The organism is Runella sp. R0.1_18 (genome assembly GCF_057652155.1).
This window is the reverse complement of sequence record NZ_JBYFCK010000033.1, coordinates 37,413-50,830: the sequence shown is the minus strand read 5'-3', so window position 1 is coordinate 50,830 and position 13,418 is coordinate 37,413. Positions and strand designations below refer to the sequence as shown.

At 33.4% G+C, this 13,418-nt stretch carries 12 protein-coding genes and 1 pseudogene; 11 read left to right on the top strand and 2 right to left on the bottom strand.

Annotated features, from left to right (window positions below; all coding sequences use genetic code 11):
• Positions 1 to 90: 90 nt before the first annotated feature.
• From AC23P2_RS29475 to AC23P2_RS29460, 4 genes and pseudogenes are all read left to right on the top strand, one after another.
• Positions 91 to 339: pseudogene (locus tag AC23P2_RS29475) on the top strand (transposase); the annotation flags it as partial.
• Positions 340 to 401: 62 nt separating this feature from the next.
• Positions 402 to 614 (top strand): IS3 family transposase, encoded by a 213-nt coding sequence (locus AC23P2_RS29470; RefSeq protein ID WP_487776523.1) that lies wholly within the window; start codon positions 402 to 404, stop codon positions 612 to 614.
• Positions 615 to 816: 202 nt separating this feature from the next.
• Positions 817 to 1,116: a DDE-type integrase/transposase/recombinase gene (locus tag AC23P2_RS29465; RefSeq protein ID WP_487776522.1), complete on the top strand. Its 300-nt coding sequence runs from the start codon at positions 817 to 819 to the stop codon at positions 1,114 to 1,116.
• A gap of 175 nt (positions 1,117 to 1,291) precedes the next feature.
• Positions 1,292 to 1,699 (top strand): DDE-type integrase/transposase/recombinase, encoded by a 408-nt coding sequence (locus AC23P2_RS29460; RefSeq protein ID WP_487776521.1) that lies wholly within the window; start codon positions 1,292 to 1,294, stop codon positions 1,697 to 1,699.
• Between the two features lie 167 nt (positions 1,700 to 1,866).
• On the opposite strand, the gene AC23P2_RS29455 is transcribed toward AC23P2_RS29460, so the two are convergent.
• Complete coding sequence (locus AC23P2_RS29455) at positions 1,867 to 2,967, bottom strand: glycosyltransferase family 4 protein (protein WP_487776520.1); 1,101 nt, start codon at positions 2,965 to 2,967, stop codon at positions 1,867 to 1,869.
• A gap of 285 nt (positions 2,968 to 3,252) precedes the next feature.
• Between AC23P2_RS29455 and AC23P2_RS29450 the strand changes: the two genes are divergently transcribed.
• The 4 genes from AC23P2_RS29450 to AC23P2_RS29435 are packed head-to-tail and all read left to right on the top strand — an operon-like array spanning position 3,253 to position 9,131.
• Positions 3,253 to 5,622 carry an SLBB domain-containing protein gene (locus AC23P2_RS29450; RefSeq protein ID WP_487776519.1) on the top strand — a complete coding sequence of 790 codons (2,370 nt, stop codon included), beginning with the start codon at positions 3,253 to 3,255 and terminating at the stop codon, positions 5,620 to 5,622.
• Positions 5,623 to 5,654: 32 nt separating this feature from the next.
• On the top strand, positions 5,655 to 6,722 hold the full coding sequence (locus AC23P2_RS29445) for a lipopolysaccharide biosynthesis protein (RefSeq protein ID WP_487776518.1): 1,068 nt from the start codon (positions 5,655 to 5,657) through the stop codon (positions 6,720 to 6,722).
• Between the two features lie 11 nt (positions 6,723 to 6,733).
• Complete coding sequence (locus AC23P2_RS29440) at positions 6,734 to 8,236, top strand: oligosaccharide flippase family protein (protein WP_487776517.1); 1,503 nt, start codon at positions 6,734 to 6,736, stop codon at positions 8,234 to 8,236.
• 52 nt (positions 8,237 to 8,288) lie between these two features.
• Positions 8,289 to 9,131, top strand: coding sequence for a glycosyltransferase family 2 protein (locus AC23P2_RS29435; protein WP_487776516.1), 843 nt, complete (start codon positions 8,289 to 8,291; stop codon positions 9,129 to 9,131).
• A gap of 19 nt (positions 9,132 to 9,150) precedes the next feature.
• Here the strand turns inward: AC23P2_RS29435 and AC23P2_RS29430 are convergent, their stop codons facing one another.
• Positions 9,151 to 9,378: a hypothetical protein gene (locus AC23P2_RS29430; protein ID WP_487776515.1), complete on the bottom strand. Its 228-nt coding sequence runs from the start codon at positions 9,376 to 9,378 to the stop codon at positions 9,151 to 9,153.
• A gap of 34 nt (positions 9,379 to 9,412) precedes the next feature.
• Between AC23P2_RS29430 and AC23P2_RS29425 the strand changes: the two genes are divergently transcribed.
• The 3 genes from AC23P2_RS29425 (at position 9,413) to AC23P2_RS29415 (ending at position 13,100) form a co-directional block, all read left to right on the top strand.
• On the top strand, positions 9,413 to 10,417 hold the full coding sequence (locus AC23P2_RS29425; RefSeq protein ID WP_487776514.1) for a hypothetical protein: 1,005 nt from the start codon (positions 9,413 to 9,415) through the stop codon (positions 10,415 to 10,417).
• Entirely contained in the window at positions 10,404 to 11,483 is a 1,080-nt protein-coding gene (locus AC23P2_RS29420) for a glycosyltransferase (protein WP_487776513.1), read from the top strand. Before AC23P2_RS29425 ends, AC23P2_RS29420 begins: the two co-directional genes overlap by 14 nt.
• 660 nt (positions 11,484 to 12,143) lie before the next feature.
• Positions 12,144 to 13,100, top strand: coding sequence for a class I SAM-dependent methyltransferase (locus AC23P2_RS29415; RefSeq protein WP_487776512.1), 957 nt, complete (start codon positions 12,144 to 12,146; stop codon positions 13,098 to 13,100).
• The last annotated feature ends 318 nt before the right edge of the window (positions 13,101 to 13,418 follow it).

The following is a 13,418-nucleotide window of genomic DNA, read 5'->3' as shown; positions in this document are numbered from 1 at the left end:
ATGCTGTGGTGGAGCGAGGTGAAAAATATGATAAAAATTATAGGTCAACCCTTGTTTAAACCATAGAAATCGGCCCCGCAAAATTTCAAGCACCAAGTATTACTAAAAGTACAAGGTGGTCAGAGCATTCCATCGGTAGCTCAGGAACTCGGTATTAGTGAAGGTATTATCTATCAATGGAAAGAGAAGATGGGTAATCCAAGCAACAATCGTGTATCCGATTTGGAAAAAGAAGTTGCACAATTACGCCAACAATTGAAGCAAGTTGAAATGGAGCGCGACATCCTAAAAAAATCGGACCGCCGCGCGGCTACAGCAATTTTTGCCAAGTCGGAATAGTTGACAAATACGATTTTGTCAGGCGAGAGGCTGCTAATTATTCGGTTAGAATTATCTGTAAAGTGCTCAATATCAGCAAGAGTAGTTACTATGAATACACTAAGGGCAAGAGGCATCAGGAGCTAACAGAAACTAGGATAAGTGATGAAATAAGGCGAGTATTTCAAGAGCATCGCAGACGTTATGGCTCACGACGCTTACGAGTAGAGATGCAGGCTAATGGCTATAAAATAGGCCGTCACAAATTCGCAAGTTACTCAAAACTCAAGGATTAAAAGCTATACAGCCCCGAAGGCGATTCCGCTGCGATTTGTTCCAAGGACTACTCAAAGTAAACATGGATTGATGGCTTGTCCTAATTTATTGAAAGCCAACTTTGAGTGTAACAAGCCAGGGTATCAGATATAACATACATACCACTCAAAGACGGGAAATGGGCTTATTTAGCAGCATGGATGGAGTGGGCCGCCACCGCGGTTGTACACGCGTAGGATTGTAGGATGGCACTTGGATATAAATATGGCACAGGAACTGGTAATAATAGCACTGAAAAATGGAATAAACCGTCATAGACCGCCCGCTGAACTTATTCTCCATTCTGACAGAGGCGGTCAGTATTTTGGAGCTAAATTCAAACAACTCGTTGATAAACACTTTTTTAAGCAAAGTATGGCAGGTAAGAAATCCGTTTATGAAAACGCTTACGCGGACCGCGCGGGCGGCCCCGTCAATTTGGGCCACTATCAAGCGCGAAATGTTAGAAAAAGGGGCTTTTGATTGCTTGAAAGATGCTAAAACAGAGTTATTTGACCGAGGCGGCGGGCCGCTACATTGAAGTCTATTATAATCGTAAGCGAAGACACTCATCTTTGGGCTACCAAAGTCCAGAAAAATTTGAAGAAATCTTTAATCAAAATCAATTTTTAAATTTGCGAAGTAAAGTGTCCGCCGTTTGAGGACTACCCCAGTCTTACTAAGCAATGAGAAGAAGATTCGGATATTGAACGTACTTGACGAGTGTTCTCGTAAGGTACTTTTAGCCTTCGCTGCCACCAGTATCAAAGGCAGAAAATTGGTCAAACTTTTGCAAGAATTGATCATTCAAAAAGGTAAGCCAGCTTACCTCAGATGCGACAATGGCCTGGAATTCATTAGTAGGGCACTGGAAAAATTTACAGAAGAAAACGGCATAGAGATACGATTTTCTCAACCCGGCAAACCTACGCAAAATGGCTTAGTTGAACGACTAAATGGAACCCAAAGAAACGAATGCCTTAATCTCAAGTATTTCAAAACCGTCCAAGAAGTACAGCACGATTTGGACATCTGCGGGGCGGCTCGTGCCGTGGAACGATTATAATTTTGATAGACCACACTCATCATTGGGGTATTTGACCCCGCAGCAATTTATTGACAAAAATCAAAATCTCTACTATAATTTGGTAGCGGCTTAGGGGAGCAAGACACATAGTTTTTTAATGTTGGTGGCTACTCAAAGCAGTTATAGGCAAGATTCCAAAAATGGTTTTAGTGGGCGATTTCTTGATAGAGTTCAAAAGTATTTTTTGTCATCAAATCTTTTCTAAATCTCAGGTTGAAAATTTCTTTCGACTTTTGTCCCATTTTTGTTCTTAGTCCTTCGTCAAAGTAAAGAGTTTTTACAGCGTTAGTTATTTCCACTACACCTTTTCTAGGCACGAGGAATCCATTTTCATTTTGCCAGACTTCCTCCTTAATACCTGCTACATCAGTAGCAATGACAGGTAACCCACAAGCCATTGCCTCTAAAATTGAAAGAGGCAGCCCTTCCCAATTAGTAATTAATAGAAATACATCGGCTCTCTGCAAATACTCTGATACGTTATCGACTGCTCCCTCAAAATGAATTTTTTTTTCTAATCCTAAATGTGCCACTTTGAATTTTGCTACGGATAATAATTCGCCATCTCCAAGAAAAAACAACTGCCAGGGCAAATCTTTAAGCGGCACAAGTGAGTCAATTAGTGTATCATGGTCTTTTTGCTTTTGAAACCTTGCAGACATAACCATTGTAAACAAAGTGGAGGCCTTTTGATAAGGCTTCTCAGTCAACAAAGGTGGCCGAATGCCATGATAAATTAATCTCATTTTATTCGCATTAACAACATTTAGCTTTAAGGCATATTGGCGATCTGATTCTGCGATTACAATAATTTTACATGAAATCCAGCCTATCACTTTTTCAATCAACTGATATATTTTTCTAACCCCAAAACTACTGCCCTCAGCAAAGGCCCAACCATGTACAGTGAATGTATTAGGTATATTAAGCCACCAAGCCGCGATACGCACTAAAATTCCTGCTTTACTGGAATGCGAAGCGACCACATCTGGCTTTAATTGTCTAAAATACTTTACGAGCTCAATAACACCTAGTAGATCATGGTAAGGGTTAATAGAACGGATAAGGTGCCGTAAATGAATGGTTTTAATGTCTAAATTGCGCGCATAAGCATCCATTTTCCCAACACTTCCTGTCATTAGAATAACTTCATGTCCTTCCTCTTTTAAGCTTTCACAGAGGTCTATCACATGTCTTTGGGCACCATAAAATTCGTGTCCTAGGGTGATTACTTGTATTATTTTCATCTTTATGTTATCCATCAAACAATCAATCCCTCAAAGAAAGACGATTTGGTGCGTACGCCCTAATGTTTCGCTAAGTTTTTGATTTTTATGGGCATAAATCCCTCATTTTCGACCATAAATTTTAATATTTTTAAAAAAAAGCTAGAAAGCTAGCCCCCTCATCAACTTAGTAAAATCCAAAATCTTACTGATAAGTTTGGCAATACAATGTGATTTACCTAATTTTGAAGGCTGGAAAGCTTCCAATTTTTTACCTTCAAAATTGATGACCAAAATACGAGTCGTATGCAACTAACGAAAGTGACTGAGAGGATTTGGCTACTCTCAATTTGTCTTCTCTTCACTGGTTTTACACTTTTTGCGCAAAGTCAAAAATCAACATCAACCAGTGTTAATCAACTTTCAGACGAGCAAGTCTTAGAATTTTACAAAAAAGCTCAAGCCAGTGGTCTATCAGAAATGCAAATTGAGCAAGCGGCACTCGAAAGAGGTTATACCCTGTCGGATATAGCCCGCATGCGTCAACGAATTGCAGAGGTTCAAAATAAAAAAAGTCTAACCGATAAGAAAGATCTTTCAGACACTACTTCAAAACAAAACGGTCGAAAACAAATTGGGGAGCTTAGTAAACGCGACATCCCCAAGGACAAAAGAGACTTAGAAGATACCCTCAAAGTAAAGCCCAAGAAACTTGAAATTTTTGGGAGTAAACTTTTCAAAAGCAATGAGTTAACATTTGAACCTAATCTTCGGATTGCCACTCCTAAAAACTATCAGCTAGGACCTGATGATGAGCTAATTGTCGATATTTTTGGAAATGCTTCTGATAATTATAGATTAAAAGTTTCTCCTGAAGGTACGGTTAAGGTTTTAAACTTGGCTCCTGTGTACGTCAGCGGCTTAACAATTGATGAAGCTAAAGAACGTCTTGTTTCTCGATTACGGCAAGCATATTCAGGTCTAAATACAGGTGGAGGGACTTATGCCGTCATTAACCTTGGTAATATTCGAAGTATTAGAGTAAGTATTATAGGAGAAGTTGTAAAACCTGGTACATATACTATTTCATCACTCGCTACCGCTTTTAATGCTCTTTATCTATGTGGAGGACCCGATTCAACAGGATCCTATCGCAATATTCGAGTTTTAAGAAATAATAAACTGGTTCGCACAATCGACTTGTACCAATTTTTATTAACAGGCGAACAATCAGATAATATTTTACTCCAAGATCAAGATATAATTCAAGTACCTTTTTATTCTAATCGGATAGAATTAGACGGTGAAATAAAACGGCCAGCTATTTATGAAATCAAGGAAAATGAATCTCTAGACCAATTATTACAATTTGCAGGAGGCTTCACAAGTATCGCTTATAAAGCCTATGTTACAGGGCGTCGGCCAACAGACCGCGAGATTGAAGTTTTAAATATTCCCCAAGCCGAATTGAAAAATTTTAAACTTCAAAACGGTGATAGAATCGAAGTAGGTAAGATTCTTGAACGTTATCAAAACCGTGTCCAAATTCATGGAGCTGTGTTCAGACCAGGGGATTATGCAATCACTTCTGAAACTACAACCTTTAGTCAGCTTTTAAAAAAAGCAGATGGGCTTAAAGAAAATGCTTTCAAAAACCGAGCACTTATCTTTCGAGAAAAAGAAAATGGAGAGCCCCAAATTGTTTCAGTAGATATCGAAAAAGTCTTAAAAGCAGAAGCTTCAGATATTGTATTACAACGGCAAGATAGTATTGTAATTAAATCAATTAAAGAGCTACGAGAAGAAGCTTTTGTCACACTTTTAGGTGAAGTTAACAGTGAAGGAGATACACCCTACGCAGAAGGGATGACTGTCGCTGATTTAGTACTAATTGGAGGAGGCTTTACAGAAGGAGCTATTGGTTCCAGAATCGAAATCGCCCGACGAGTAAAAGAATTAAACTCTGACCGTGAGTATAAAGTTGAAATTATAAAATTAGATATTGACCCTAAGCTAAACCTGTCTCCCGAAGATTCCAAATTTAAACTTCAGCCTTTTGACATAATTTATATTAGAAAAGCTCCTAATTATGAACAACAACGAAGTGTTTATGTAATGGGGGAAGTAAATTATCCAGGATCATACGCAATTGTTAATACAGATGAAAAAATTTCAAACCTTTTAGAGCGTACTGGCGGAATAAAAACGACTGGTTACTTACCAGGAGCATTATTTCAACGTAAAGGAGCACGAATAGGTATTGACATTGCTCAAATTATGAATAATCCTTCAGTAGAAGGGAACATCACATTGGAGGATGGTGATACGCTTATAGTTCCCAAACGTTCAGAGATTGTCAGTATTGGCGGGGCAGTACTTAACCCTTCATCAATAAACTTTACCAAAGGCTATGATTTTCAAGATTATCTTTCTCAAGCAGGAGGATATCAAGAGTTAGCACAAAGAGGGCGTGCTTTTATTACCTATGCAAATGGCTTTACCCAACGAACGCGCCGATTTTTGTTCTTCAGAATTTATCCCAAAGTAGAGCCAGGCGCAACTATATACGTACCTTTCCAGCCACTTGATAATAAAAAGTCAGATATTACAGCTCCTGTTATTTTATCATTCACAAGTACGTTGATTATAGCTCTGGCAACTATATTAAGGAATTAAAAGTATAATTTAAAACGTTTTGTTTTCATTAAATGAGTACCAGTGAACATCAAAATATACACCCTACAAATGATACTGAAATCAGTATATTTGTAATCATATCTTTTTTAAAAACAAATAGAAAAAGAATATCTATTTGGGGCGGAGCATTAGCTTTTATAGGAATAGTTTATGCCTTAACTGCCCAGAAAGAGTTTGAATCTTCGACACAGCTAATGCCTGAACTCCAATCAAGTAGTGCATTAGGAAAGATGGGGGGACTTAGTGCATTAGCTGGGCTTGCTGGAATAGACCTTAATCAGATGAGCACAACAGATGCCGTTCGTCCTGATTTGTATCCTAATATTTTACAAAGTTTACCTTTTAATTTATATCTTTTAAAACAGACAATTTATTCCTCAGAATTGCAAAAAACGATGACATTGGAAGATTTTCTTAGTGAAAACTATCATTCATGGTTATCTTCTATTATTTCAAATAATAGCAATGAGAAAACTTCACTTCTTGACCTCAAAAACTCCAGTAAGGCGGTGGAATTAACAAAAAAACAGCACGATTTGATTAATGAACTTCAAAGTAGAATAGTTATTACATTCGACCGAAAAACTGGAGTAATTGTCATTAACGCGAAAATGCCAGACCCTGTTGTGGCTGCAACAGTTGCACAAAAGTCAGTAGAATATTTAAAAGAGTACGTTACTAGCTATAGAACTGACAAAGCAAAAAACCAAGTAAAATTTTTAGGCAATCAAGTAATAGAAGCAAAAAAACGTTACCAAAATGCAGAAGCAAAACTTGCTCATTTTAGAGATCAAAATCGTTTTTTAGCACTTCAAACAGCTAAAATAGAAGAGCAAAGACTTCAAGCTGATTACATACTTGCTCAAAACCTATTTAATAATTTATCGCAACAATACGAACAAGCAAAAATAAGAGTACAAGAAGACACGCCAGTGTTTAAAACATTAGAACCTCCTACAATCCCATTGAAAAGAAGTGAACCCAAACGTACACTAATAGTTATTGGGTTTAGTATTATCGGGATAATTATAGGTATCTCTATAAGTATTTTAAAAAAATACGCTACCACTAGGAATTAAACAATACGCTTATGCACAACCGGCTTCTTATAAATGCGTTATCAACAGTCGGACAAGTAATCACAACTGGCTTTACATATTTTCTACTTTATGGGATATGGATACGTGAACTGGGGGCAAAGCAATTGGGAATCTGGTCAATCGTATGGACAACTACCTATTTTGCAGGAATGGCCAACAGTGGTGTTCCAGTTGGAATAGTAAAATTTATTGCTGAAGCTCATGTAAAAAAAGATATGATGCAAGCGCGTTCTATTGTAACCATGTCCATTATAATTACTACATTATTGAATTTTTTAATTTGTACGGTTCTTTATTTGAATGCCTCCTGGTTGTTCCAATTTTTAATACAATCTCCATCGGAAGTAGCTACAGCAAAAGAGATATTTCCATTGGCTTTATTAGCGTTTTGGCTATTGAACCTAGCAAACGTTTTTATGTACACTCTAGATGGGTTTCAAGTAAACTATCTTCGTTCTATTTTAAATATAGCTGCTAGTATAACCTTATTTATATCAGCATATCTTTTAATTTATAAAGGCTTATGGGGGATTGTAATAGCCCATATTATATACACTTTATTTATTCTTCTAGGAAGTGTTTTTATGGTAGCCCGTTATATGAAAACGCCCTTTATATTCAACCTTAACTTTGAAAAACAACTTTTTATTAATTTCTTTAAGTATTCTATTAAATTGCAAATAGCCTCTGCTTCTACTTTACTTTACGACCCCATAACAAAGTTTCTTTTAGCAAAATATAATTCTCTTGATGCTGTAGGCTTCTACGAAATGGCAAACAGGCTTGTTACACAAATCAGGAGTGTCATAGTAACTGCAAATCAAGTAATGGTTCCTAAAATAGTTGAGACATCAATTAATTCTACTAACAATTTTCAACATTTGTATATTATGATGTTTAGATTGTTAACAATTATTAGTACTCCACTTTTATTCTCATTTTTTTTCTTTGCGCCATTCATATCGTTAATTTGGATTGGGAAAATCGAAACTTTTTTTGTGTTTAGCGTTTATACATTGGTTGTAGGTTGGTATTTAAATACGCTTAGTGTTCCTGCATATATAAGTAATATGGGAGTTGGGCAACTTAGACACAATATCATACAGCACCTAGCAATGGCCTTATTAAATGTGTTTTTGGGCGTTCTAGGTGGATTCTTTTTTGAGGGGTATGGAGTAGTTAGTGCATGGACTGCTAGTTTATCGATTAGTTCTGGCATACTCATTTATCTTTTTCACAGAAAAAATAATTTAAATTTTGATATGCTTCGGTTTGAAGGAGATTATAATTACATTGTTTCACTATTGGTATTACTAATAGGAGCAAGTATTTTTAATTTTATTTTTTCTAAGAGTTCAACAAATTGGGTACTGATTTTTATCATTTATTCAATTATTTACTTTTGTTGGTTATTCTGGATTGTTAAAAGTAGTCCATTTATAAATGAATTACGTCTTCGTTTCAATAATTTCCGTTTTTTAAAGAAAAATTAATATAGTGACTACAATAATAAATAAATATCCTTAATTGAAACATTGCACATAAGTGGATACAACGTATAATTCAAGTAACTTACCTCTAATTACTGTTATTACTGTTTGTTATAACAGCATAGATACTATTGAGCAAACAATTCAATCTGTTCTAAATCAAGACTATTCCAATATTGAATATATTATTATTGATGGAGGTAGTACCGATAATACCATTAACATCATCAAAAAATATGAGTCTAAAATAAGCTTTTGGCAGAGTGAACCTGATAGAAATATGTATGATGCTATTAATAAAGGCTTGACCAAAGTATCTGGTCAACTTTGGATGTCACTCAATTCAGACGATTATTTAGCTTCTCCTCAGGTAATTAGCCAAGTTGCCTCTTATTTTTGTAAATACGGTTCGAAATTTGGGGCATATTACGGTAATATTATAAAAAAAGAAGGAAATACGTTCCGCCCAATCCAGCTTTTTACTGTTAATTACAAATCATTGCTGGCATCTGAACATTGTAGCTTTATGCCACAACCTTCTACTTTTTTACTAAAAGAAGTAATTGCTAATGTTGGATATTTTGATTTAAGTTATCAGTACGCCTCTGACTATGATTATTTTCTGCGTATTACCCAAGTTTATAAAGTTAAACATATTCCTCACTATTTTACTGTATTTCGAGATCATGAAAATTCAATTACCAATCGTTTGGCAGAAAGGATGAACGAAGAACGACATCTAATTATCAAAAAATTCAGACACAGTTTCCCTGTCTCATTATCATTTTTAGTAAAATATGTCAGTTGGTCTTATTATTTAATAATAAATAAGCGTTTCCCCTTAATGAAATTTTTTAGATTAAAAAAACAAAAAAACCTAAATATAATTTCATTTTGAAAAAATATCTTCTCTATACTTATATTATTTCAATGCCTTTTACTAGCGCTTTTTGCATTAGCAACAGTTTGTCATGGCCATTAATAATAGGAAGTTGTTGTTCATTATTTATATTATTAATTTTGTTATTCAAAAAAAAGATAGAAATTCCCCAAAAAAAACCATTTATATACCTTATTATTTTTTTATTGATTATTTTGATAAGTTTTTTTATTAATGATATACTTTCCCCTCCTATTGCTTTCATATTTGACAAAACTATTAACCATCTTTTTGCTTACTTGGCATCATTCATAAATTTTTATATATGTACATCTATTTTATTAAATTTAAATAAAGATCAAATTAGCCCTCAATCTATTTCAAAACTAATCACTTGGGTTCTTTTATTTTCTTGTATTTTTGCAGTTATTGAATTTGTTGCCAAAAATATTTTGTCTATTGACTTTGATAGTATAATACCACATCCTTCTGTAGAAAAGATGAATGCTCTTGCTTTGAGTGATATATTTAAATCTATTAGAGCCCGTGGTCTAGCTGAAGAACCTGGCCATTTTGCATTTATGATTGATTTATTTTTACCAATATCTATTTATTATTTATATTTCTCAAATATCTGCAACCTTTCAAAGTCGTTAAAAGCAATAATAATGGCGGTTTTTATTATTGCTATTATTATGACTTTTAGTACAGCAGCATTCTTTGCCCTACCTGTGGGGCTTTTTATTTCTTTTGGATACTTTAGAAAACACTTAGTTTTTTATTTATCAAAAATTATAATTTCTGGCATTATCTTATTTAGTAGTGCATTTATTGTAGACAGCTATTTCCCAATCATTACTCAACTAGCAATAGATATTGACCAAAAAGCCAGTAATAGTGGTTCAATGGATGACCGTTCTCTTCGTTCTTACCTATTTAAAACTAGTTATAAAAATGCTCCATTGTTAAATAAAGTAATTGGGTACGGCCCTTCTGGTTACCTTCGAGCAGGTCTGGAAGCAAATACAGAAAGTTTTCTTGTACTATATCAAACCTTTATATTTGAATCAGGAATCATAGGAGCAATATTTTTCATTATTTACTTAGTGAGTATTTTTTTGATTATTAAGGATATAATATTCCCATTAAGCTTCTTTCTTTTCTTCTCTTTTATATTAGGAATTATACATTACTTGTTTATTAGTAATTACTGGTATCCATGGTATTGGTTTATCTGCTCTTATATTACCTTTGTCGGTTCGATATCCGAATACAAATCCAATATTACTTATGAAGAAAAATAAAGTCATACATATTATCCACAATTTAGAAATTGGGGGCGTTGAAACTGCAGTAATTTCTTCATTGGAAGATTTGTACAAAAATTTTGACTTTACTCTTGTATGTGTAGGCTCAATTAAGCCAAACATTATAACTAAAATACCAAATAATTATTTAGAAAGCATTTTACAAATAAATTCACTATCTAGTTTTTACAGATGTATATCCATATTAAATAAAAAATCACCTTATCAAGTAATTATATCTTCACTTTGGAAGTCGCATTTATTGCATTTTATATTACTATTATTTCTAAAAACCAAAAAGTCAATTATTTTTTTACATAGTGGAAAATTTGCGCATATATTTGACAAAATCAGCACTCTATTTTTATCGTATTTTTGTAACGAAATATGGACGGATTCTGAATCAACATCAAACTTTATAAGAAGGTATATAAAAAATAAAAAAATAAAAAAAATCAGCTTTATACTTCAGCATTTTAGAAAAGAAAAACAAAATTTAAAAAACAACTCAACTACTAAGTTTATATTTTTAGGTCGTCTTTCAGAAGTAAAAAGGCTTGACCTAGTTATAAATTTTATTAATGAATTAAAATCACAAAACGTAAACATTTCTCTTGATATTTATGGCCCAGATAATCAAATGTGGAAGTTATTAGAATCGAAAATAAGTTTATTAAAGCTAAACGATGTTATCCAATACAATGGAATTTGCCCAATTGATGAAACACAAAACCTTCTCTTTCAGTACGATGCGTTTGTCTTAATGAGTGATTATGAGGGTATGTCTATTTCTACAGTTCAGGCGATGGAGGCTGGGCTCCTATGTTTCTTAAGGAATGTGGGAGAAATAGTAAATTATGGGGAAGATATGGTTAATTCAATCATTTTAAAGAGCGAATCTCCTAGTGATTGGGAAACTTTTATTAAAAACAGTGTGAATGTACTCACTAATGAAACGCTCCAAAAGTCAATAATATCCAATTCAAGTACTAAATTTGCAAATCAGCTAACTTATACACAAGATGTCATTCAGAATTTGATGAGACTTTCTAACAACAGATAAATTCGGGATGTATCCCTCTACTAAGGAGCAAGTTTACAATTACGCTTAATAAGTTATTAAAAAGTACAACAACAAGGCAAATACCTAATTAGAATAGTACAAATTTTAGTAAAAGTAAGCCTTAAAAATTCAAAAAATGCGACCTTTTAAGCAATTCTCTAACAATAGCAATAACAAATACCTGATTTTCAACACTTTGCATATTTATGACGTACCTAAACAGTTACGATTCAAAATGAAAGATAAATGCTTTATATTTGAAGATCTTTTATTATTATTTTATAAGCAACCAATCATTATTCAAAATAGATGAGTTATATGTGGAGAATATTTTAATCTGATAGCTTATTTATATCTCTGTTCAAGATTTTATACGTGTCAAAAATATTACTTATTAATTTAAAGACCTTCATATGGCTTGTCATAAACATTTATTATTGAAAATGAGATAGTATCATTGTCGATAGTATAAAGAATTTAACTGCCGTCAAAGCGACTCTGTTTTACACATACTGCTTTGGTATCCTTGTTAGGTTGAGAGTGATATTTCTGATTCAGTTTCCAAATTGGCAATAAGGTCAGTAATCCACAAACATTAAGATAAATTATAATTCACACTTTGCACACTTACAGCGGTAGTATCCCAAATATCTAATTACAATGAAAAACAAACTAAAACGTTTATTGCCAATTATAGATATTCTTCTGTCCCCAATGGTTTTGGCATCTGCACTTATATTTAAGTTTATAAGTAAAATTGATTTGAGAAAAATGTATTTTTCAAAAAATATATTTAATTTAACAGGAATCTACCCTATTAGGGATCATTATTATGAGCCATTAATAAATCATAAACATTTAAATAAATCTCTTTCTGAAGAACGTTTTTTGCCAGGAATAAAATGGAATGAAGAAGTACAACTAGCCCTATTAAATTCTTTTTATTTTCAAAATGAGCTAAAAAGTATCCCTGAAAACTCCATAAGTGAGACAGAGTTTAATTATAAAAATGGCTCCTTTGAAAGTGGAGATGCTGATTATTTATATTCTCTTATTAGAGTCAAAAAACCGTCAAAAATAATAGAAATAGGATCAGGGCATTCAACAAAAATAGCGAGATTAGCTATTAGTAAAAATAAAAGTACTAATAACAACTACTCTTGCAATCATATTTGTATAGAACCATATGAAATGCCTTGGTTAGAAAAAATTGGAGTAGAGGTTATTCGCAAAAGGGTTGAACATATTGAAATCAGTTTTTTCGCTCAACTAGAAATGAATGATATATTATTTATTGATTCATCTCATATGATAAGACCACAAGGTGATGTTCTATTTGAGTTTTTGGAAATTTTGCCAATATTGAAAAAAGGGGTAATTGTACACATACATGATATATTTTCTCCTCGTGATTATTTAGAAGAATGGGTAATTAATGAGACTAGATTCTGGAATGAACAATATCTTTTAGAAGCTTTTTTAAGTTGCAATGATGAATGGGAAATAATAGGAGCATTAAATTACTTAAAACATCGACATTATGGGTTACTTAAAGAAAAACTTCCATTATTAACAATAGACAGGGAGCCTGGTTCATTTTATATAGTAAAAAAATAAGCAAAGCAATCAATAGGAAATCTAGTTCTATTTTGGCTATTTTAACCTGTGCTAACCGCTAATTATTGGACACGGAAATAATAGAAAGTTAGAGACTTCAAGCACAGATTTTTGTCTTATTTTGAGTTAGGCTTCCCTTGGAAATTACTTTTTCAAAAAATATTTTCAAAAAATCCACTCCAAGTTGAGTGGATTTTTTACTTAAAAACTGTCGAATTATAAAAATAATACTATTTCTGGTAGCTAACGTGAGCCTTTTCTGCGTTTTTCTAACGTATTAACACAGTTTAATAACCATTCTATTTTAAATAGAGCGGG

Bases quoted from the DNA above. Each gene is read 5' to 3' on its own strand.
- AC23P2_RS29415 (WP_487776512.1), top strand. From the start codon at position 12,144: ATGAAAAACAAACTAAAACGTTTATTGCCAATTATAGATATTCTTCTG.
- AC23P2_RS29450 (WP_487776519.1), top strand. From the start codon at position 3,253: ATGCAACTAACGAAAGTGACTGAGAGGATTTGGCTACTCTCAATTTGT.
- AC23P2_RS29445 (WP_487776518.1), top strand. From the start codon at position 5,655: ATGAGTACCAGTGAACATCAAAATATACACCCTACAAATGATACTGAA.
- AC23P2_RS29430 (WP_487776515.1), bottom strand. From the start codon at position 9,378: ATGAAAGCAATAGGAGGGGAAAGTATATCATTAATAAAAAAACTTATC.
- AC23P2_RS29455 (WP_487776520.1), bottom strand. From the start codon at position 2,967: ATGAAAATAATACAAGTAATCACCCTAGGACACGAATTTTATGGTGCC.
- AC23P2_RS29440 (WP_487776517.1), top strand. From the start codon at position 6,734: ATGCACAACCGGCTTCTTATAAATGCGTTATCAACAGTCGGACAAGTA.
- AC23P2_RS29420 (WP_487776513.1), top strand. From the start codon at position 10,404: ATGAAGAAAAATAAAGTCATACATATTATCCACAATTTAGAAATTGGG.